Genomic DNA, 19,749 nt, shown 5'->3' with positions numbered 1-19,749 from the left:
GCCCCCGCGGATGCGGGGGCCGTCCCCTGTCACGCCCGTCAGGCAGAGGATTCCCCGCCCCCGGTGGTGTCGCGCAGGACCCTCTTGAGGATCTTGCCGCTGGGGTTGCGCGGCAGTTCGTCCATGAAGTGGACGGTGCGGGGCTTCTTGTACGAGGCGATGCGCTCCTTGGCGAACGCGATGAGTTCGGCCTCCGTGACCGGGTCCGCGTCCGCGCGCAGGACGACCGCCGCCGTGACGGCCTCGCCCCAGGTGGCGTGGGGCGTGCCGTAGACCGCCACGTCGAGGACCGCCGGATGCTCGGCGAGCACCGACTCGACCTCGATGGGGTAGACGTTCTCGCCGCCCGTGATGACCATGTCCTTGATGCGGTCGGTGATGAAGAGGTAGCCCTCGGCGTCGAGACAGCCGGCGTCACCGGTGCGCAGGAAGCCGTCCTCGGTGAGGGTCTTCGCGTTCTCCTCCGGGCGGTTCCAGTAGCCGGGCATCACCTGGTGGGAGCGGACCAGGATCTCGCCCACCTCGCCCCGGGGCAGCGGCTCGCCCGTCACCGGGTCGGTGATCCTCAGGTCGACGTACGGGAAGGGCAGCCCCGCCGAGCGCAGCAGATGCGCGCGGGGGCCGTCCGGATCGTGGTCCTCGCTGAGCAGCCGGGTGGAGGAGCCGACGTTCTCGGTCTGTCCGTACTTCTGGTAGAAGGCGCAGCCGAAGATCTTCATGGAGCGGCGCAGCAGGGCCGGGGTGATCGGTGACGAACCGTAGACGATGGTCTCCAGCGCGGAGAAGTCGCGGTCCTCGATGCCCGGGACGGTGGTGAGCATATGGAGGATGGAGGGAGCGAAGAAGGCGTGCGTGATCCGTTCCCGTTCCATCAGCTCCACGGCGTCCGTGGGGCGGAAGTCGGGCATGGTGACGGTCCGGGCGCCCGCGTTGAGGGCCTGGATGAGCCAGCCGGTGCCGGCGATGTGGAAGACCGGCATGGCGTTCAGGGCGATCGCCTCGGGGCGCCATTCCATCTCGGCGAGCTGCGCGGGGCCGGCGATGGTGTTCTCCAGGGTGAGCTGGACGCCCTTGGGCAGCCCGGTGGTGCCGGAGGTGTACAGCTGGAGGTAGACGGCGTTCTCGGAGCCCCGGCCGGGGTCCTCGTCCGCGGCGCCGCTCAGCCACGTCTCGTACGCGTACGCCCCCGCCTCGCCGTCGCCGTCGCCGTCGATGACGAGCGGGGTGCCGGGGCGGGCCTCGGCGACGCTCCGGGCCGGGCCGAGGAACTCGGACTGGGTGATCATGAGCGCGAGTTCGGCGTCGGCGGCGATCCGGGTGAGTTCGCGTGCGGCGAGGCGCCAGTTCAGCGGGGTCGCCACGAGGCCCGCCTTGGCGCAGGCGAGCAGGACCTCCGCGCCGAGGATGCCGGGGCGCGCGAGGTACCCGACGCGTTGTCCCGGGGTGAGGCCCTCGGCGAGGAGCGCCTGGGCGAGGCGGTTGCTGCGTGTGTCGAGCGCGCCGTAGCCGAGCGTGCGGCCGCCCTCGCTCACGGCGGGGGCGCCGGGGGCCCTGCGGGCGTGGGCGCGTACGGCGTCGGGCAGAAAGGGACCCATGTGCGGAAGTCCTCCATCGGCATCGTCGACGGGGCCGGACGCGCACGGGGGCGCTCGGGTCCGGCTCGCATCGGAGGGGTGGGCGGCCACGTTCGGACAGCGCCCGGCATCAAGGAGCGGGGCGTGCCCGTTCCGTCGGCAGCGGCCCCGTCCGGGCCGCGCGCGTGGTGCTTGCAGTGAGCATGGCCCGCGTACGGGTCCCGGTCAATGACCTGAACGAACGTTCTGCAAGGAAAAGGGGGCCAACCGGCGGGCAGCCCCTCGCGGCTCAGCCCCGGGGTCCCCCGGCGACGTAGAGCACCTGGCCGGTCACGAATCCGGCGGCCTCACCGGCGAAGAACGACACCGCGTGGGCGATGTCGGCGGGCTCGCCGACCCGCCCCACGGGGGTGTTGGCGGCGGCCCGCGCCTTGAAGCCCTCGAAGGACAGTCCGACGCGTTCGGCGGTCTTCGCCGTCATCTCCGTGGCGATGAAGCCGGGCGCGACGGCGTTGGCCGTGATGCCGAACTTCCCCAGTTCGACGGCCAGGGTCTTGGTGAAGCCCTGCATCCCGGCCTTGGCCGCGGAGTAGTTGACCTGACCGCGGTTGCCGAGGGCGGCGGTGGAGGACAGATTGACGACACGGCCCCATCCGGCGGCCGTCATGTGCTTCTGACAGGCCCGGGTCATCAGGAACGCCCCGCGCAGATGCACGCCGAGCACACCGTCCCAGTCCTCCTCGGTCATCCTGAAGAGGAGGTTGTCGCGGGTGATCCCGGCGTTGTTGACGAGGACGAGCGGGGCTCCGAGCTCGGCGGCGACACGCTCGACCGCCGCCTCGGCCCTCGCCGCGTCGGCGACGTCCACGCCGACCGCGAGCGCCGTCCCGCCCTCCTTCCCGATGGCGGCGACGGTGTCGGCGCAGGCCGTCTCGTCGAGGTCGAGCACGGCGACGGCGAAGCCGTCCCGGGCGAGGCGGAGCGCGGTGGCGGCGCCGATGCCGCGGGCTGCTCCGGTGACGACGGCGACCTTCTGGGCCGACTCGGACACGGTGGACTCCTGATGGGCTGAAGGGGTGGGGCGGTTCGGGGACGAGGGCGCGGTCAGGCGTGGACGCGCACCGGGTGCGTGAAGCGGACCTTGTCCGTCAGGCGAACGTGACGGTCGCGGTGACGGCGGGGGCGGCGCCGGCGGTCCGGGCGGACAGGGCCGCCGAGGCGCCGTCGGCCGCCGGGGTCCCGGCGACGGTGAAGGGCTCGGGGGCGAACAGCGGCGCCCGGGACCGGAAGGCGAACGACGTCACCCGCCGGTCGGGCGCGTACCGGCGCGGCAGTTCCAGCAGCGCCAGGGCGAGCAGCGGCCCGTGGACGACGAGGTCCGGGTAGCCCTCGGTGTCGCGGGCGTAGGCGCGGTCGTAGTGGATGCGGTGCGCGTTGTACGTGAGCGCGCTGAAGCGGAACAGCAGGGTCTCGTCCGGGCGGAGCGTGAACTCCCACGGCTCCCGGGGGTGTCCGTCCTCCGACGGCCCGGCGGTCCGGGCCGCGGGGCGGCCGTCGGGCTGCTTGTAGACGATGTCCTGCTCCTCGACGGTGCGCGGCTGCCCGTCCACCGTCCAGGTGTGCCGCACGGTCACCAGGAGCAGCAGGCCGGAGCCGCCCTCGCGGAGCCGTACGGAGACGACCTCGCTGCGCCGGGTCACCCGGTCGCCGACGAGGATCGGGGCGTGGAAGGCGACCCGGCCGCCGCCGAACATCCGGCGCCGGCGGGGCAGCGGCGGGAGGAACAGCCCGTCCGTGGGATGTCCGTCCTCGCCCAGTCCGGCCTGGGCGGGCCGGTCCAGGAGGTGGAGCCAGTGCCACAGGGGCGGCAGCGGGTCACCTTCGTCACGGACGGCGGGCTCCACGTCGAACAGGCCGGACAGGGCCAGGCCGGGTGCGGCGTCGACGGACCCGGTGGTCTCCACGGGGCCGGGACGCCATCCGGCCTCGATCGCGGCGAACGCCTCGGCGGCTCCGGCGGTCATCCGAGCGCCTCCGCCGTGCCGAGGAGGGCGGTGGCCTGGCTCGACAGGACGCCACCGTTGCCGTTGACCAGGGCGACGTTCACGTTCGGCTGCTGGCGCGCCCCGCCCTCGCCCCTCAGCTGCCGTACGGCCTCGATGATGAGGAAGATGCCGTACATGCCGGGGTGGCAGTACGCGAGGCCGCCGCCGTTGGTGTTGACGGCGAGCTCTCCGCCGGGCGCGATGCGTCCGTCCGCGACGAAGGCACCGCCCTCGCCCTTGGCGCAGAAGCCCAGGTCCTCCAGGAACAGCAAGGTGTTGATGGTGAAGGCGTCGTAGAGCTGGACCACGTCGACGTCGGCGGGTTTCAGTCCGGCCATCGCGTAGGCGCGCCGTCCGGAGTCGGTGGCGGCCGTCGTCGTGAGATCGGGCATCTGCGAGATGGAACGGTGCCAGGTCGCCTCGCCGCCGCCGAGGAGGTAGGCGGGGGTGACGCCTAGGTCACGGGCCCGTTCGGCGCTGGTGAGGACGACCGCGCCCCCGCCGTCGGTGACGAGGCAGCAGTCCCTGGACGTCAGCGGGTGGCTGATCATGCGGGAGTCGAGCACCTCGTCGGCGGTGAGCGGTCCCTGCCCGTAGGTGAACGCCTTCGGGTTGAGCTGGGCCCAGTCCCGGGCGGCGACGGCGACCTCGGCCAGGTGTTCCCGGGTGGTGCCGAACTCGTGCATGTGCCGGGAGGCGGCGAGCGCGTACATGGAGACGGGGTAGCGCGGCCGGTAGGCCTCCTCCCAGGGCAGCAGTTTCGTCGGCGAGACGAGGCGCCCGCCGTCGGAGCGCTGGGTGGAGCCGTAGGCGATGAGGGCGGTCGTGCACAGTCCGGACGCGATCGCCAGGGACGCGTGGAGCAGATGAGCGACGAAGGAGCTGCCGCCGATGTTGGTCGAGTCGGCGTAGACCGGGCGGATGCCCAGGTACTCCGCGACGTCGAGGGTGGGGAAGGGCAGGTAGGACGAGGCGCAGAAGAATCCGTCGACGTCGGACTTCTTCAGCCCGGCGTCCTTCAGGGCGCGGGCCGTCGCCTGGCCCATGAGGTCGAAGTGGGTCAGTCCGGGGGCCACCTGCCCCAGGTCGGACTCGGCGACGCCGACGACGGCGGCCCGGCCGCGCAGTCCGGCGGTGGCGCTCATGCGCGTACCTCCAGGGGGCGGAAGACGGCGAGCGGTTCGCCGTCCTCGGTGATGACGGCGACGGCGACCCGTGCGCCGATGGTGACGTCCTCGGGCGCGACGCCCTCCACCCGGCTCATCATCCGGAAGCCTTCGTCGAGGTCGACGAGGGCGACGTTGTACGGGGCGCTGCCGCGCGGGTGCAGCACGGTCGTCGCGTAGACGGTGCCGAGCCCGGCGCAGGGCCGCCAGCGGAGGGATTCGGCTCCGCAGTGCGGGCACAGGACGCGCGGGTGGAAGACCGGGCGTGCGCAGTCCTGGCAGTGCTGGAAGCGCAGCTCACCGGCCGCGAGGCCGTCGGCGTAACCCTGGGCGGGGGCGGTCATCGGCGGCCTCCGTCGTCGATGCGGTGGCGGGCGATGTGCTGGCGGGCGATGACGTTCCGCTGGATCTCGTTGGTGCCCTCGCCGACGATCATCAGCGGGGCGTCCCGGAAGTAGCGCTCGACGTCGAACTCCGTGGAGTAGCCGTAACCGCCGTGCACCCGGACCGCGTTGAGCGCGATCTCCATGCAGACCTCGGAGGCGAACAGCTTCGCCATGCCGGCCTCCAGGTCGGCGCGTTCCCCCGCGTCGACGCGGGCGGCGGCGTCGAGGGTCAGCAGGCGGGCCGCCCGGAGCCTGGTGGCGCCGTCGGCCAGGTAGTTGCCGATGGACTGGTGCTGCCAGATGGGCTGCCCGAAGGTCTGGCGTTCCTGGGCGTAGCGGGTGGCGTCGTTCAGGGCGGCCTGGGCGACGCCGAGGGCGCGGGAGGCGACCTGGATGCGGCCGATCTCCAGTCCGCGCATCATCTGCGCGAAGCCGGAGCCGGCCTCCCCGCCGAGGACGGCCGATTCGGGGACGGTGACGCCGTCGAAGACGACCTCGCAGCTCTCGACGCCCTTGTAGCCCAGTTTGGGGAGGTCCCGGGAGACCTGGTAGCCGGCGTCCTTCTCGACCAGGAGGATCGAGAAGCCCTTGCCCTGCCGGGGTTCGGTGCGGCACAGCAGGGCGATGAGGCCGGCGCGCCGGGAGTTGGTGATCCAGGTCTTGGTGCCGTGGACCGTCCAGGTGCCGTCCGCGAGCACGGCCCGGGTGCCCATGGCCTGGAGGTCGGAGCCGCCGCCGGGTTCGGTGAGCGCCATCGTGGCGCGGATCTCGCCGGTGGCCAGGCGCGGCAGATGGGCGGCCCGCTGCTCGGGGGTGCCGAAGGTACGGATGAGGTAGGTGACCACGGAGTGGCCGCCCATGGCCCCGGACAGGGACATCCAGCCGCGTGCGAGTTCCTGGGCGACCAGGGCGAAGCAGGCGGTGGAGACGTCCGTGCCGCCGTGTTCGGCGGGGGCGAGCAGTCCGTACACGCCCAGCCGCTTCATCTGTTCGATGAGCCGTTCGGGGTAGGTGTCGGTGTGCTCCAGCTCCCGGACCACGGGCAGGACCTCGTGGTCCACGAAGTCCGCGACGACCTCGACGATGGCGCGTTCGTCCTCGGAGAGGCCGGCGATGAGTGGGATCTCGGTCATGGCCATGGCTTACTTCGCTCCCTTGAGCAGGGCACGGCCGATGATCAGCTTCTGGATCTCGCTGGTGCCCTCGTAGATGCGGAACAGACGGGCGTCGCGGAAGCAGCGTTCCACGACGGTGCCGCGCATGTAGCCCATGCCGCCGTGGATCTGCACGGCGAGGTCGGCGGCCCGGGACACCATCTCCGAGCAGTACAGCTTCACGGCGGAGGGGCCGATCCTGCGGTCCTCCCCGGAGTCGTACCGGCGCGCGGCCTCCAGGACGGCGGCCCGCCCGGTGTACACGCCGGTCTGGATCTCGGCCAGCATCGCCTGGACGAGCTGGAACTCGCCGATCGGCCGCCCGCCCTGTCTGCTGGTGGCGGCGTGGGCGACGGACTCCTCCAGGATCCTTTCGGCCATGCCGACGCAGAGCGCGGCGATGTGGACGCGGCCGCGGACGAGCGAGGTCATGGCGGCCCCGAAGCCGGCCCCCTCCTCGCCGCCGACCAGCGCGTCCGCGCCGACGCGTACGCCGTCGAGGAAGACCTCGGCGGTCCAGGCGCCGGCCTGTCCGGTCTTGTGGTCCTTGGGGCCGACCGACACACCGGGCAGCCCGGCCTGGACGAGGAAGACCGAGATGCCCCTGGTCCCGTACGTCTCCTCGCCCGTGCGGGCGAAGACGACGAACAGGCCGGCCAGCGGCGCGTTGGTGATGAACCGCTTGGAGCCGGTGAGGACATAGCCGTCGCCGTCGTGGACCGCGCGGGTGGTCAGTCCGGACGGGTCGGATCCCGCCTCGGCCTCGGTCAGCGCGAAGGAGGCGACCTCGCCCGCGGCGAGGCGGGGCAGCCAGGTGCGGCGCTGTTCCTCGGTCCCGGCGTTCACCAGGACCTTGCCGGCGATTCCGTTGTTCGTGCCGAACATCGACCGGAACGCCGGGGTGGTGTACCCGAACTCGAAGGCGAGCCGCACGTCCTCGACGAGGTTCGCGCCGAGGCCACCGTACTCCTCGGGCAGCGTGTAGCCGAACAGGCCCATGTCGACGGCCTTGGCCCGGATGTCCGCGGGGATGGCGTCGGTGGCCTCGATCTCGTCCTCGCGCGGGACGACGTCCTCGCGTACGAAGCGGCGTACCGCGTCCCTGACCGCGCGGAAGTCGTCTGCGTCCATGGTCGGTGTCCTTTCGGCGGCCGGGCCACGGAGACGGCCGGGCCACGGCAGGTGGAAGTGATGAGGTGTCAGAGCAGTTCGAGGACGGTGGCGTTGGCCATGCCGCCGCCCTCGCACATGGACTGCAGGCCGTAGCGGATGCCCCGGTCCCTCATGTGGTGCACGAGCGTCGTCATCAGCCGGGCGCCGGAGCCTCCGAGCGGGTGGCCGAGGGCCATGGCGCCGCCGTTGGGGTTCATCCGCGCGTAGTCGGCGCCGAGCACGCGTTGCCAGCCGAGCGATACGGAGGCGAAGGCCTCGTTGATCTCGTACGCGCCGATCTCGTCGAGGGCGATCCCCGAACGCCGCAGCACCTTCTCCGTGGCCGGGATCGGACCCTTGAGCATGGTGATCGGGTCGACGCCGGTGACGGTGCCGGTGTGGAAGCGGGCCAGGGGCGTCCAGCCGTTGCGCGCGGCGATCTCGGAGGTGGTGATCAGAAGGGCCGCCGCACCGTCGGAGATCTGCGAGGCGTTGCCCGCGGAGATGACGCCGTCCTCCTTGAACGGCGTCCTCAGCTCGCCGAGCTTCTCCACGGTGCCGCCGCGGCGCACGCCCTCGTCGGTGTCGACGACCGTGCCGTCCTCCAGGGCGACCGGCGCGATCTGGCCCGTGAAGCGGCCCTCGTCGATGGCGCGGGCGGCGCGGGCGTGCGAGTCGACGGCGTGCTGGTCGAGCTCTTCACGGCTCAGCCCGAACTCCTCGGCGATCATCTCGGCGCCGATGCCCTGGTTGAACCGGTAGTGGTCGTAGCGCTGCATGACGAGCGGCCCGTACGGCCGGCCGGCGGCACCGCCCGCGCGGGCCGAGCCCATGGGCACCCGGGACATGGACTCGACGCCGCCGGCGACGGCGATGTCGTACTGGCCCGCGATGACGCCGGCGGCGACCTGGTGCACGGCCTGCTGCGAGGAGCCGCACTGCCGGTCGACGGTCAGGCCGGGGACGCTCTCCGGCCAGCCCGCGGCGAGGACCGCGTACCGGCCGACGCCGCCGGTCTGCTCGCCGACCTGCGAGACACAGCCCCAGACGACGTCGTCCACGGTGACCGGGTCGAGGCCGTTGCGCTCCGCGAGCGCCTTCAGGACGTGCGCGGACAGGTCCACGGGGTGGATCCCGGACAGGGCGCCGCCGGGCTTGCCCTTGCCGACCGGGGTGCGTACGGCATCGACGATGACTGCGTCACGCATCGTGAATCTCCTTGTGCGAGCGGGTGGGGTGGGGCGTTGCCGGGTCTACTTGGGGGACATGCGGATGGCGCCGTCGAGGCGGATGACCTCGCCGTTCAGCATCGGGTTGGTGATGATGTGCTCGGCCAGCGCGCCGTACTCGTCGGGTTCCCCGAGGCGCGCGGGGTGCGGGACCTGGGCGCCGAGGGCGTCCTTGACCTCCTGGGAGGCGCGGCCGAGCAGAGGGGTGTTGAAGAGGCCGGGCGCGATGGTCACCACACGGATCCCCAGACCGGCGAGGTCGCGGGCGGCGGGCAGGGTCAGCCCGACGATGCCGCCCTTGGAGGCGGAGTACGCGACCTGGCCGATCTGGCCCTCGTAGGCCGCGACGGACGCGGTGTTGACGATGACGCCCCGCTCGCCTTCGGTCACCTCGTTCCGGGCGATCTCGGCGGCGGCCAGCCGCAGCACGTTGAAGGTGCCGATGAGGTTCACGGTGACGATCCGGGTGAACTGCTCCAGCGGGTAGGCGCCTTCCCGGTTCACGGTGCGGCGCGAGCCGCCGATGCCGGCGCAGTTGACGGCGATGCGCAGCGGGGCGAGCGCGGCGGCCGCGGCGACGGCAGCGGCGGCGTCGGCCTCGCTGGTGACGTCGCCGGGGACGAAGACCGCGCCGATGTCCTCGGCGACGGCGGCGCCGTCGGAGCCGGGCAGGTCGAGCAGGACAACCTTGCCTCCGGCGGCGAGCAGCTTCCTGGCGGTGGCGAGTCCGAGGCCGGAGGCACCACCGGTGATGACGGCGGACGAACCGTTGATCTGCATGTCTGGCCCTTCGGTACGGGGTGGGTGAGCGGAACGGAGGAAGCGGGGGACGGGAGCGGTGGGGACGGGAGCCGGCGGGGCGGGTGGAGCGGGACGGGAGCCGGCGGGCGGAGCGGGGCGGGTGAGGCTCGGGGCTCAGAGGCCGAGGTCCTTGGCGATGATCGTTTTCATGATTTCGCTGGTGCCTCCGTAGATCCGCGCCACGCGGGCGTCCGCGTAGAGGCGGGCGATCGGGTATTCGAGGATGTAGCCGTAACCGCCGTGCAGCTGGAGGCACTTGTCGATGACGCGGCCGGACGCCTCGGTACTGAAGAGCTTGGCCTTGGCGGCGTCGGCGACCGAGAGTTCGCCCCGGTCGTGCAGTTCGACGGCCTTGTCGACCAGGGTGCGCAGCGCCTCGGTCTCGGCGGCGCATTCGGCGAGGACGAACTTGGTGTTCTGGAAGGAGGCGACAGGCTTGCCGAAGACCTGGCGGTCCTTGACGTAGTCGGTGGCGAAGCGGATGGCGGCCTCGGCGGCCGCCGCGTTGAAGACGGCGATGGACAGCCGCTCCTGGGCCAGGTTCCGGGTGAGGTAGTCGAAGGCCCTGCCCTCTTCGCCCAGCAGGTTCCCGACGGGCACCTTCACGTCGGTGAAGGACAGCTCAGCGGTGTCGGAGGCCTTCAGGCCCATCTTCTGGAGCCTGCGGCCGACGGCGTAGCCCTCGGAGGACCTGTCGACGCAGAGGATCGACAGCCCGCCCCGGCGGTCGTCGGCGGGCGCCGGCGAGGTGCGGCAGACCACGAGGACCAGATCGGCGGTGACACCGCCGGTGATGAAGGTCTTGGCGCCGTTGAGGACGTAGTGCGTGCCGTCCTCGGACAGTTCCGCCCGGGTGGTCATGCCGGCCAGGTCGGAGCCGGTGCCCGGCTCGGTCATGGCGATCGCGGGCAGCAGGTCGCCGCGAACGAAGGCGGGCAGCCAGCGCCGCTTCTGCTCCTCGTTCGTGCAGGTCAGCAGATACGGCAGGATCATCAGCGCGTAGGCCTGGTAGTTGCCGAGGCTGACGCCGACGCGGTGGGTCTCCTCCGCGATCACGGCGGCGTACTTGATCGTGGTCTCGCCGGCGCCGCCGTACGCGGCCGGCACGTTGATGCCGAGGACGCCCAGTTCGCCCAGGCGCCGGTAGAAGTCGCGCGGTGGGTGCCCCTGCTCCTGCCAGGCGTCGAACTCGGGCACGACCTCCTTGGCGATGAAGTCCCGGACGGTCGTCCGGAACGCCTCGTGGTCGTCGGTGAACAGTGTGCGCCGCACGAGCAGCCTCCTCAGCGAGTGGGACGTCTCCGATCCCCATTCGAACGATCGTTAAGCTAGTCCCGTCAGTGCGGGTACGTCCATGGGCCGTCATGTCGCCCACGTCACATCGCCCATCCGACCACCCCGGGCCGGGACACCTCCGCGCCCCCGCCGACACGCCCGCCCGGCCCGTCCAGCCCCTTTCCCGACTCCGCTTCCGCTACCCAGGAGGGTGGACAAGCATCCCCCGGCCTCATAACTTAACGAATGTTCGGCCAGATGAATCGTGCTCGTTCACCGCGCCCGCGCCGCAGCCAACGGAGCCCCCATGCACCCGCGCAAGCCCAAGGGAATGCCCACCTCACTCGACTATCCGCAGGACGCCACGATCGGCGACATCCTCGCCGGATCCGCCCGCCGCTACCCCCGACGCGTCGCGCTCCGGGACGGCGAGGACACGCTGACCTACGCGGAGCTCCACGACCGGGCACACCGCGTCGCCCAGGGCCTGCGCGCCCACGGCATCGCGCCGGGCGACGTGGTGGCCCTGCACCAGCCCAACTCGCTGTGGTTCACCGTCACGTACTACGGCGTCCTCCTCGCGGGGGCGACCGTGACCCCGGTGAATCCCGCGCTGCCGCCCGCCGCGCTGCGCGAGCAGCTCGCCGAGGTCGCCACCCGCGCCGTCCTCACCCACCCGGCGACCGAACCCGCCCTGCGCGCGGCGGGCACGGACGGCCTGGTGCTGGTCGCCGCCGTTCCGCCCACGCGGGCCGCTCCGGCACCTGCCGGGGCGGACGGCCCGCCGCCGGGCACCACCCCGTTCGAGGACCTGCTCACGGCCCCCGATACCCCACTTCCGGCCGTCTCGCCCGAGGCGCTCGCCCATCTGTCGTTCACCGGCGGCACGACCGGCCGCTCCAAGGCCGTGATGGTGCGGCACCGCCACGTCGTCGCCAACGTCGTGCAGTTCACCTGCTGGCGCACGGGCGCCCTGCCCGCCCGGGACGAGCACGGCGGCGTCCACCTGGAGGCGGTGCCCTCGGCCCGTACGGCGACGATGACCGGGCCCGGCAGCGGCACCGGGATCGCCGTGGCGCCGCTGTTCCACGCGATGGGCCTGATCAGCCAGACCAACAACGTCCTGGCCGGACAGACGGCGATCCTGACCGGCGGCCGGTTCGATCCGGTGCGTTACCTGTCGCTGGTGGCCGAGCGCCACGTCACCCATGTGACGGGCTCTCCGGCCCTGCTGCACGCGCTCATCGCCGCGTCCGACGGGCGCTGCTACCCCGAGGTCGTGACGGTGAACTCCGGCGCCGCGCCCATCGACACCACGACGTCGGCCGCCCTGGCCCGCCTCTTCCCGAACGCCTCGGTGGTGGAGGGCTACGGCCTGACCGAGGCGACCATGGGCCTGGTCACCGGACTCGTCGACCCCGAGGACCCGGTCCCGGTCGGCTCGGCGGGGCTGCCCGTCTTCGACACGGAGATCGAGATCCGCGACCCCGTCGACACCGGGCGCGTCCTGCCGGCCGGCGAGACCGGGGAGCTCTGGGCGCGCGGCCCCCAGGTCACCTCCGGCTATCTGGGCCACCCCGAGCTGACCGCGCAGCAGTACGTCGACGGCTGGCTGCGCACCGGCGACCTCGCGCACCAGGACGAGCGCGGGCATGTCTTCATCGTGGGCCGGGCCAAGGACATGCTCATCTACAAGGGCTACAACGTGTACCCCGGCCGGCTGGAGGAGCTGCTCGCCGCCCATCCGGACGTCGACCAGGTGTCGGTGATCGGCGCGCCGTCGCCGTCCGTGGGCGAGATCCCGGTGGCCTACGTGGTGCCCCGCCCCTCGGCCGTGCCCGGACCGGACCTGGCCCGGCGGCTCATGGACCACGTGGCCGAGCGGGTCGCCCCGTACCAGAAGGTGCGGGAGATCCACTTCGTCGGGGACCTGCCCACGTCCGCCGCCGGCAAGATCCTCAAGACGGAGCTCCGGCGCCTCCACCGCTCCGGCGACGCCGCCTAGACCGTCCCGTCCGGCCGGTCCCGTCCGGCCCGCGCGCGTACCTCACCGCCGTACGGGGCGATCCGCCTCCCGGCCGGCGGGGCCCGCCGCCCTTCCCGTAACGATCGTTCGACCAATATCAGAGCAAGGAGTGTGTGCCGTGCGCCGTACGGTGTTCAACGAGGACCACGAGGCGTTCCGCGCGATGCTGCGGAGCTTCATCGAGAAGGAGGTGGAGCCGCAGCAGGAGGCGTGGGCCGCCGAGGGCCACCCGCCGCGCGACTTCTACCGCCGCCTCGGCGAACTGGGGATCCTCGGTACGGAGGTGCCGGCCGAGTACGGCGGGGCCGGGGAGACCAGCTTCAAGTACCAGGCCGTCGTCATGGAGGAGACCCAGCGGGCCGCCGTCTCCTTCGGCAGCTACTCCGTGCACGCCAATCTGATCCTTCCGTATCTGATGGCGTACGGGAACGAGGAGCAGAAGCGGCGCTGGCTGCCCGGGTTCGCCTCCGGCGACCTCATGACCGCGATCGCGATGACCGAGCCGGGCACCGGCTCCGACCTCGCCGGAATGACCACGCGCGCCGAACTCTCCGCCGACGGCACGCACTACGTGCTCAACGGCGCGAAGACCTTCATCACCGGCGGTGCGCTGGCCGATCTGGTCCTGGTCGTGTGCCGGACCTCCCCCGCCACGCCGGAGAACCGGCGGGCCGGTCTGTCCATCCTCTGTGTGGAGTCCGCCTCCGAGGGCTTCACCGTCGGCCGCAGGCTGCAGAAGATCGGCCTGAAGACCTCCGACACCGCCGAACTGTCCTTCGTGGACGTGCGGGTGCCGGTGGAGAACCTGCTGGGCGAGGAGGGCGCGGGCTTCTCCTACCTCACGCACAACCTGCCGCAGGAGCGGCTGACCATCGCGCTGGGCGCGGCCGCCTCGGCCGCCGCCGCGCTCCGGTTCGCCACCGGCTACGTCCGGGACCGCCAGGTCTTCGGCAGGCCGGTCGCCGCCTTCCAGAACACCAAGTTCGTCCTCGCGGAATGCGCGACCGAGGTGGAGGCGATGCAGGTGATGGCCGACCGGGCGCTCGACCTGCACGACGTGGGCGAACTGTCCGTCGCCGACGCCGCGAAGGCGAAGCTGTTCTGCACCGAGGCCGCCGGCCGGGTGATCGACAAGTGCCTTCAGCTGCACGGCGGTTACGGCTACATCATGGAGTACCCGATCGCCCGTCTGTACGCGGACACCCGGGTCTCGCGGATCTACGGGGGCACCAGCGAGGTCATGAAGACGATCATCGCCAAGGACCTCGGGCTCTGATCCGGCGGGGCACCGGCACCCGGAGCACCAACACCCCGGAACAGCGAGAGCCCGGACGGCGTGCGAACACCGTCCGGGCTCTCGGGCATGTACGGGAGGACACCGCGAAGAGGTGCTACGCCGCGGACGGGGGCTCCCCGTCCGGCCGACGGCCGAGCAGCCGAAGGGCACGCAGATGCACGGGGCGGTCGACCATGGCCCCGTCGACGGCGATGGCGCCCGCGTCGGGGCCCTGCGCCTCGAAGGCCGCGACGACCCGGGCGGCCCAGGCCGTCTCCTCGTCGGTGGGGGCGAACACGGCGTGGGCGGCGGCGATCTGTCCGGGATGGACGCAGAACTTGCCGCCGAATCCGACGGACCGGGCCCTGCGGGCCTGCTCCTCGAAGAGGGCCGGATCGCGGAAGTCGGTCTCCGCACCGTCGAGCGCGCCGATGCCGGCCGCCGCGGCGGCGTTGGCGATCCGGGCGCGCGCGTACGTCAGTTCCCCCGCGTCCCGGGTGCGGGGGACGCCGAGGGCCGCGGTGTAGTCCTCGGAGCCGAGTGACACCGCGGTGAGGCGCGCGGGGACCGTACGGCAGATGTCCTCGATCCGGGCGAGCCCTTCGGGGGACTCGATCCAGGCCATGAGACGGACGGATCCGGGCGCCAGGTCCCGAGTGCGTTCCAGGTACGTCAGATAGTGGTCGACCCGGACGAGGTCCCCGGGATGGTCCACCTTGGGCAGGTGCAGCCCGTGCAGGCCGGGGCCGACGACCGCGTCCAGATCGGCTTCGAGAAGGCCGGATTCGGGGCCGTTGGGTCGGACCCACAGTTCACGGCCGTTCGCGGGATAGCCGGGAAGGCTCGCGGCGACGCGCCGCCGCGCCGCCGCCTTGTCGGCGGCGGCGACCGCGTCCTCCAGGTCGAAGCAGAGTCCGTCGGCCCCGGCGTCGCGGGCACGGTCCATGAACCTCTCGCTGCTGCCGGGGACGGAGAGCAGCGAACGCAGCGGGCGGGCGGTCACCACCGGTCGCTCCGGCGCACCGCTCCCCGGCCCGTCGTCGGCGCCCGGTCCGGCTCGGCGGGAGCGCGGAGGGACCGGACCGGGGAGACCGGGAGGGACACGGTGGTGCACCGGGTGCGACGCCGCGACCTCCGCTCCTCCCGGGCGGCCGTCCGTCGGGCGGGGTGCCGTGCCGTGCTGCGTGGGTCCATGGGCCGTGTCGTCCTTCCTCGTGGCGCGGTCGGTGCCCGCCCGCGCGTGGGTATACGTACAGGGCGTACGTGTCGGGGTGTGTGCGGGGCGGCGGCCGGCCGGGCACCGCGGACGACACCGCGGCGTCAGGGCAGGGCGTACGTCCACGGGATGCCGTCCGTCAGGCGCTGCCGACCACGCCGTCGCGGCGCAGTTCCGTCAGTGCTTCGTCCGTCACACCGAGGGCGGCCAGGACCTCGTGGGTGTCGGCGCCGATGACGGGGGCGTCGGCGGGTTCCGCTCCGGGCGTGCCGGAGAAGCGCGGGGCCGCGGCGGGTTCGGGGGCGTCGAGGGCACCGCGCCGGTAGGTGCCCCGGGCCACGTTGTGCGGGTGCCGGGCGGCCTCCGTCAGCGAGAGGACCGGGGTGACGCAGGCGCCCCTGCCGTCGAACTCCTCGGCCCAGGCGTCCCGTTCGCGGGTCGCGAAGATCGCGGTGAGCCGCGCCTTCATGGCGGGCCAGGCGGTGCGGTCGTACTGCCGGGCGAAGGCGGGGTCGCCGGCGAGTCCGAGGACGTCCAGCAGGGCGGCGTAGAAGGGCGGTTCGATGGCGCCCAGGGCCACGTGCCGGTCGTCGGCGCAGCGGTAGACGCCGTAGAACGGGGCCCCGCCGTCGAGCAGGTTGACGCCGGGCCGGTCCTCCCAGGCGCCACGGGCCAGGAAGCCGTACGTCATGGCGAGGAGGAGTGCCGAGCCGTCGGTCATGGCGGCGTCCACGACCTGGCCGCGCCCCGTCGCCCGGGCCCGGAGCAGGGCGCTGACCACGCCGAGGGCCAGCAGCATGCCGCCGCCCCCGAAGTCGCCGACGAGGTTGACGGGCACGACGGGATCGCCGCCCGCCGGGGCGATGGCGTGCAGGGCGCCGGTGAGCGCGATGTAGTTGATGTCGTGGCCGGGCTCCTGGGCCAGCGGCCCGTCCTGCCCCCAGCCCGTCATCCGTCCGTAGACCAGCGCGTCGTGTCCCTCCGCGCAGTCCTCCGGGCCCAGTCCGAGCCGCTCGGCGACGCCGGGCCGGAAACCCTCGATGACCGCGTCGGCCGAGGCGATCAGTCGGCGGACCAGCGCGGCGCCCCCGGGCCGCTTCAGGTCGACGGTGACGGAGCGGCGGCCCCGGTGCAGCACCGGGTGCGCCGTGGCTCTGCCGGCCTCGGCGGGCCGGTCGACACGGATCACCTCGGCACCGAGGTCCGCGAGCACCATCCCGGCGAACGGCGCGGGCCCGATGCCCCCGAGTTCGACGATCCGGATCCCGGCGAGGGGCCCGTGCCCGGTGCGCGCGTCGTCCCGGTGCGCCCCGGCGTCCGTCCGCCGCCCGTGCCCGGGGCGGCCGGACGCACCGCCCGGTCCGTGCCCCGGAACCCCGGCCGCGCTCATCGTCCGGTCCAGCGGGGCGCGCGCTTCTCGGCGAAGGCGCGGGGGCCCTCCTCGGCGTCCTCGGAGGTGAAGACCGGGGCGGAGAGCTCCAGCATGCGGGCCCAGCCGTCGGTGACGGGCTCCTCGGCCTGTCCCGCGATGATCTCCTTGGTGACGCGGACGGCCAGCGGCCCGTTCGCCGCGATCTCCCCGGCGAGTCCGAGGGCGCCGTCGAGTGCGCCGCCCCGCTCGGTGATCCGGTTGACCAGGCCGAAGGAGTAGGCCTGGTTGGCCTCCAGGAAGCCGCCGGTCAGGGCGATCTCCATGGCGATCTGGTAGGGGATGCGCTGCGGCAGCCGCAGCAGTCCGCCCGCTCGGGCGACGAGGCCGCGCTTGACCTCGGGGATGCCGAAGCGGGCGTCCTCGGCTGCGACGACCAGATCGCAGGCGAGGACGATCTCGCAGCCGCCGGCCAGGGCGTACCCCTCGACGGCCGCGATCATCGGCTTGCGCGGCGGCACCTCGGTCATCCCGCACAGCCCGCGCCCCTCCACGACCGGCCGCTCTCCCGCGAGGAACGCCTTGAGGTCCATGCCCGAGCAGAAGGTGCCGCCCGCGCCGGTGAGGACGCCGACGACCTGGTCGTCGCGGCGGTCCAGCGCGTCGAGGGCGGCGGCGACGCCCTCGGCGACCGCCTTGTTCACGGCGTTGCGCGCCTCGGGCCGGTTGATCGTGATGACGGTGATGCCGTCGGGACGGTGCTCGGCGAGTACGGCGTCGGTCATGCGGGCCCCCTGGGGCGGTCGGTGATCCGGTGCGGGATGCGGTGGGGCGGGTCGGCGCCACCACTCCCCACCCCTTTCGAACATTCGTTAAATTACGAGGCCGCGGCCCCGCGTGTCCACCCGGTGTGAGCGACGGCGCACCGGGCCGACGGGGCACCACCGGACGGGCGGAGGGTCGGGCCGACCCGGGCGGGCAGGGGTCAGGCAGTCCCGGGCGCGCCCGGGTCGGGGCGGCGTCCGCGGAACAACTGCTCCTGGGTCAGGCTCGCGCGCAGGCTGCCGTCGGCGGCGGTGAGGGTGCCCGTGTACCAGCCCCGGCCGGACGCGACCGTGCGCGGGACGAGGTCGAGGAGCGTCCACTCGTCCATCCGGGCCGGGCGGTGGAACCACACCGCGTGGTCCAGGCTGCTCATGGGCGTCCCGTCGGCGCCCCTGAACGGAGCCAGTCCGCTCAGGACGTCGGAGAGGTAGGTGAGGGCTGCCGCGTGGACGAGGGGGTCGTCGCCGAGCGGTGCGGTGCACCGCGCCCAGAAGCGGGTGGGCCACACGGAGTCCGGGTACGGCTGTGCGGGTTCGCGCGCCTCCACGGAGACCAGACGGGGCAGCCGCACGGCGGGCAGCCCGTCCGCGGGCGCAGCGTCCGGGGCCGGGGAGAAGGAGTGGTCCCGGCCGTCCTCGCCGATGTGGAACGAGGCCGACAGGGTGAAGACGGTCTCGCCGTCCTGCGTGGCCACCACGCGGCGCGCCGAGTACGAGCGGCCGTCGCGCTCCCGGTGGACCTGGAAGGCGGTGGGCCGGCCGGCGTCGCCCGCGCGCAGGAAGTAGCCGTGGAGGGAGTGCGGCGGGCGGTCGGCGGCGACGGTGCGGCCGGCCGCCATCAGCGCCTGCGCGGCGACCTGCCCCCCGTAGAGGGAGAAGGGCTCGTCGAGCGTGGCCGTGGTCCGGAACAGGTCGTCGTCGACCGGTTCCAGAGCGAGGAGGTCCGTCAGGCGGACCCCCTCCGGTGGAGCCCCGCCCCCGGGCCGGGACAGCAGGGACGGGATGGGCCGTGCCGTGGTCATGACGCGGTCGCGGGGGCCCCGGTCACCGAGGCGTCGAGCCGTCCCTCGATGATCCCCACGGCGTCCCGGACGATCCTGCCGACCAGTTCGGCGCAGGTCGGGATGTCGTGGATGAGTCCCTGCACCATGCCGGCGGTCCAGATGCCGTGGTCCAGATCTCCGGTCTCGTAGACCTGCGCACCCCGGGCCCCGGCCACGAGGTGCCGGATGTCGGGGAACGCGGCGCCCTCGTTCAGCATCCGCACGACCTCGCGGCTCACCGCGTTGTCCGCGACGCGCGCGGTGTTGCGCAACTGCCGGAAGATCAGCCGGGTGTCGTTCTCGCCCGCCTCCACCAGCCGGTCCTTGACGCGGGGGTGGATGCCGGACTCGGCAGTGGCCATGAAGCGGGTGCCCATGTTGATCCCGTCGGCGCCGAGCGCCAGGGCGGCGACCAGCCCGCGGCCGTCGGCGAACCCGCCGGAGGCCAGGACCGGGATGCTCAGGGCGTCGGCGGCGGACGGGATCAGGACCAGGCCGGGGATGTCGTCCTCGCCCGGATGCCCGGCGCACTCGAAGCCGTCGATACTGACGGCGTCGACCCCGATCTCCTGCGCCTTCAGCGCGTGGCGCACGCTGGTGCACTTGTGGATGACCTTGATCCCGTGCGCGTGGAAGTGCTCCAGGTGGTCCACCGGGTTCGCCCCCGCGGTCTCCACGAACGGCACGCCGGAGTCGATGACGGCCTGCCGGTACTCGGCGTACGGGGGCGGTGTGATCGACGGCAGGATCGTCAGGTTCACCCCGAACGGCTTGTCCGTCAGCTCCCTGCACCGCGCGATCTCGTCCCGCAGCGCGTCGGGGGTGGGCTGGGTCAGCGCGGTGATGAAGCCGAGCGCTCCGGCATTGGCGACGGCGGCGACCAGCGGCGCACGGCCGACCCACTGCATGCCGCCCTGGACGATGGGGTGCTCGATCCCGAACTCACGGGTGAATCTGGTGCTGAGCAAGAGGCACACTCCTACTAAACGATCGTTCGACAAATGCACTGTCGCAGTCCGTCGGGCAGGTGTCAACGAGGGGTGTGCCCCATGGCCCCGGCACGGTGCTCGCGGACGGGCGAGAGGCCGCCGGGGTCCGGCCGGAAACACGTGGGCCCCGTCGGGCGGCCGGGGCTATTTCGCCCGCCCACCCGGGGGGGGGGGGGGGGGGGCCGGCCGCGCCCGGCGCCGGGGGGAGAAAATAAACCCCGTGG

17 protein-coding genes are annotated in these 19,749 nt (G+C 72.9%); 2 read left to right on the top strand and 15 right to left on the bottom strand.

Going from position 1 to position 19,749, the window contains the following annotated elements; genetic code table 11:
• Nucleotides 1-38: 38 nt before the first annotated feature.
• The 10 genes from ACFVDM_RS27145 to ACFVDM_RS27100 form a co-directional block, all read right to left on the bottom strand.
• Complete coding sequence (locus ACFVDM_RS27145) at nucleotides 39-1,595, bottom strand: long-chain-fatty-acid--CoA ligase (protein ID WP_383645436.1); 1,557 nt, start codon at nucleotides 1,593-1,595, stop codon at nucleotides 39-41.
• Nucleotides 1,596-1,863: 268 nt separating this feature from the next.
• A complete protein-coding gene (gene fabG / locus ACFVDM_RS27140; protein ID WP_383645433.1) occupies nucleotides 1,864-2,625 on the bottom strand; it encodes a 3-oxoacyl-ACP reductase FabG in 762 nt (253 codons plus the stop codon).
• 97 nt (nucleotides 2,626-2,722) lie between these two features.
• Nucleotides 2,723-3,598, bottom strand: coding sequence for a MaoC family dehydratase N-terminal domain-containing protein (locus ACFVDM_RS27135; RefSeq protein ID WP_383645430.1), 876 nt, complete (start codon nucleotides 3,596-3,598; stop codon nucleotides 2,723-2,725).
• Nucleotides 3,595-4,764, bottom strand: a complete 1,170-nt coding sequence (locus ACFVDM_RS27130) for a thiolase (RefSeq protein WP_383645426.1) — start codon at nucleotides 4,762-4,764, stop codon at nucleotides 3,595-3,597. Before ACFVDM_RS27130 ends, ACFVDM_RS27135 begins: the two co-directional genes overlap by 4 nt.
• The gene (locus tag ACFVDM_RS27125) at nucleotides 4,761-5,129 is read right to left on the bottom strand and encodes a Zn-ribbon domain-containing OB-fold protein (protein WP_383645423.1); all 369 of its coding nucleotides are present in this window, start codon (nucleotides 5,127-5,129) and stop codon (nucleotides 4,761-4,763) included. The genes ACFVDM_RS27130 and ACFVDM_RS27125 overlap by 4 nt, the downstream gene beginning before the upstream one ends.
• On the bottom strand, nucleotides 5,126-6,304 hold the full coding sequence (locus ACFVDM_RS27120) for an acyl-CoA dehydrogenase family protein (protein WP_383645420.1): 1,179 nt from the start codon (nucleotides 6,302-6,304) through the stop codon (nucleotides 5,126-5,128). The genes ACFVDM_RS27125 and ACFVDM_RS27120 overlap by 4 nt, the downstream gene beginning before the upstream one ends.
• A gap of 9 nt (nucleotides 6,305-6,313) precedes the next feature.
• Entirely contained in the window at nucleotides 6,314-7,456 is a 1,143-nt protein-coding gene (locus tag ACFVDM_RS27115) for an acyl-CoA dehydrogenase family protein (RefSeq protein ID WP_383645417.1), read from the bottom strand.
• 68 nt (nucleotides 7,457-7,524) lie between these two features.
• Nucleotides 7,525-8,685, bottom strand: coding sequence for a thiolase family protein (locus tag ACFVDM_RS27110; RefSeq protein WP_383645414.1), 1,161 nt, complete (start codon nucleotides 8,683-8,685; stop codon nucleotides 7,525-7,527).
• A gap of 45 nt (nucleotides 8,686-8,730) precedes the next feature.
• Nucleotides 8,731-9,486 carry an SDR family NAD(P)-dependent oxidoreductase gene (locus ACFVDM_RS27105; protein ID WP_383645411.1) on the bottom strand — a complete coding sequence of 252 codons (756 nt, stop codon included), beginning with the start codon at nucleotides 9,484-9,486 and terminating at the stop codon, nucleotides 8,731-8,733.
• Nucleotides 9,487-9,621: 135 nt separating this feature from the next.
• Nucleotides 9,622-10,779: an acyl-CoA dehydrogenase family protein gene (locus ACFVDM_RS27100; protein WP_383645408.1), complete on the bottom strand. Its 1,158-nt coding sequence runs from the start codon at nucleotides 10,777-10,779 to the stop codon at nucleotides 9,622-9,624.
• A gap of 310 nt (nucleotides 10,780-11,089) precedes the next feature.
• Between ACFVDM_RS27100 and ACFVDM_RS27095 the strand changes: the two genes are divergently transcribed.
• Nucleotides 11,090-12,787: a class I adenylate-forming enzyme family protein gene (locus ACFVDM_RS27095; protein ID WP_383645405.1), complete on the top strand. Its 1,698-nt coding sequence runs from the start codon at nucleotides 11,090-11,092 to the stop codon at nucleotides 12,785-12,787.
• A gap of 139 nt (nucleotides 12,788-12,926) precedes the next feature.
• Nucleotides 12,927-14,084 carry an acyl-CoA dehydrogenase family protein gene (locus ACFVDM_RS27090; protein WP_383645402.1) on the top strand — a complete coding sequence of 386 codons (1,158 nt, stop codon included), beginning with the start codon at nucleotides 12,927-12,929 and terminating at the stop codon, nucleotides 14,082-14,084.
• Nucleotides 14,085-14,199: 115 nt separating this feature from the next.
• Here the strand turns inward: ACFVDM_RS27090 and ACFVDM_RS27085 are convergent, their stop codons facing one another.
• The 5 genes from ACFVDM_RS27085 to ACFVDM_RS27065 form a co-directional block, all read right to left on the bottom strand.
• Nucleotides 14,200-15,090 carry an HpcH/HpaI aldolase/citrate lyase family protein gene (locus tag ACFVDM_RS27085; protein ID WP_383645399.1) on the bottom strand — a complete coding sequence of 297 codons (891 nt, stop codon included), beginning with the start codon at nucleotides 15,088-15,090 and terminating at the stop codon, nucleotides 14,200-14,202.
• A 349-nt stretch (nucleotides 15,091-15,439) separates the two neighbouring features.
• Complete coding sequence (locus tag ACFVDM_RS27080) at nucleotides 15,440-16,690, bottom strand: CaiB/BaiF CoA transferase family protein (protein WP_383645396.1); 1,251 nt, start codon at nucleotides 16,688-16,690, stop codon at nucleotides 15,440-15,442.
• Complete coding sequence (locus tag ACFVDM_RS27075) at nucleotides 16,687-17,454, bottom strand: crotonase/enoyl-CoA hydratase family protein (protein WP_383645393.1); 768 nt, start codon at nucleotides 17,452-17,454, stop codon at nucleotides 16,687-16,689. Before ACFVDM_RS27075 ends, ACFVDM_RS27080 begins: the two co-directional genes overlap by 4 nt.
• A 200-nt stretch (nucleotides 17,455-17,654) precedes the next feature.
• Nucleotides 17,655-18,515 (bottom strand): acyl-CoA thioesterase, encoded by an 861-nt coding sequence (locus tag ACFVDM_RS27070; RefSeq protein WP_383645390.1) that lies wholly within the window; start codon nucleotides 18,513-18,515, stop codon nucleotides 17,655-17,657.
• On the bottom strand, nucleotides 18,512-19,513 hold the full coding sequence (locus ACFVDM_RS27065; protein ID WP_383645387.1) for an NAD(P)H-dependent flavin oxidoreductase: 1,002 nt from the start codon (nucleotides 19,511-19,513) through the stop codon (nucleotides 18,512-18,514). Before ACFVDM_RS27065 ends, ACFVDM_RS27070 begins: the two co-directional genes overlap by 4 nt.
• Between the last annotated feature and the right edge of the window lie 236 nt (nucleotides 19,514-19,749).

Source organism: Streptomyces sp. NPDC057682, assembly GCF_042799575.1.
Classification (GTDB): domain Bacteria; phylum Actinomycetota; class Actinomycetes; order Streptomycetales; family Streptomycetaceae; genus Streptomyces.
The sequence above is the reverse complement of the archived record's forward strand: the minus strand, read 5'-3'. Positions and strand labels throughout refer to the sequence as shown.

What these genes read in the sequence shown, in the direction of transcription:
- ACFVDM_RS27145 (WP_383645436.1), bottom strand. Translation starts at nt 1,595, where the DNA reads ATGGGTCCCTTTCTGCCCGACGCCGTACGCGCCCACGCCCGCAGGGCC.
- ACFVDM_RS27135 (WP_383645430.1), bottom strand. Translation starts at nt 3,598, where the DNA reads ATGACCGCCGGAGCCGCCGAGGCGTTCGCCGCGATCGAGGCCGGATGG.
- ACFVDM_RS27130 (WP_383645426.1), bottom strand. Translation starts at nt 4,764, where the DNA reads ATGAGCGCCACCGCCGGACTGCGCGGCCGGGCCGCCGTCGTCGGCGTC.
- ACFVDM_RS27125 (WP_383645423.1), bottom strand. Translation starts at nt 5,129, where the DNA reads ATGACCGCCCCCGCCCAGGGTTACGCCGACGGCCTCGCGGCCGGTGAG.
- ACFVDM_RS27120 (WP_383645420.1), bottom strand. Translation starts at nt 6,304, where the DNA reads ATGACCGAGATCCCACTCATCGCCGGCCTCTCCGAGGACGAACGCGCC.
- ACFVDM_RS27115 (WP_383645417.1), bottom strand. Translation starts at nt 7,456, where the DNA reads ATGGACGCAGACGACTTCCGCGCGGTCAGGGACGCGGTACGCCGCTTC.
- ACFVDM_RS27110 (WP_383645414.1), bottom strand. Translation starts at nt 8,685, where the DNA reads ATGCGTGACGCAGTCATCGTCGATGCCGTACGCACCCCGGTCGGCAAG.
- ACFVDM_RS27105 (WP_383645411.1), bottom strand. Translation starts at nt 9,486, where the DNA reads ATGCAGATCAACGGTTCGTCCGCCGTCATCACCGGTGGTGCCTCCGGC.
- ACFVDM_RS27095 (WP_383645405.1), top strand. Translation starts at nt 11,090, where the DNA reads ATGCACCCGCGCAAGCCCAAGGGAATGCCCACCTCACTCGACTATCCG.
- ACFVDM_RS27080 (WP_383645396.1), bottom strand. Translation starts at nt 16,690, where the DNA reads ATGAGCGCGGCCGGGGTTCCGGGGCACGGACCGGGCGGTGCGTCCGGC.
- ACFVDM_RS27075 (WP_383645393.1), bottom strand. Translation starts at nt 17,454, where the DNA reads ATGACCGACGCCGTACTCGCCGAGCACCGTCCCGACGGCATCACCGTC.
- ACFVDM_RS27070 (WP_383645390.1), bottom strand. Translation starts at nt 18,515, where the DNA reads ATGACCACGGCACGGCCCATCCCGTCCCTGCTGTCCCGGCCCGGGGGC.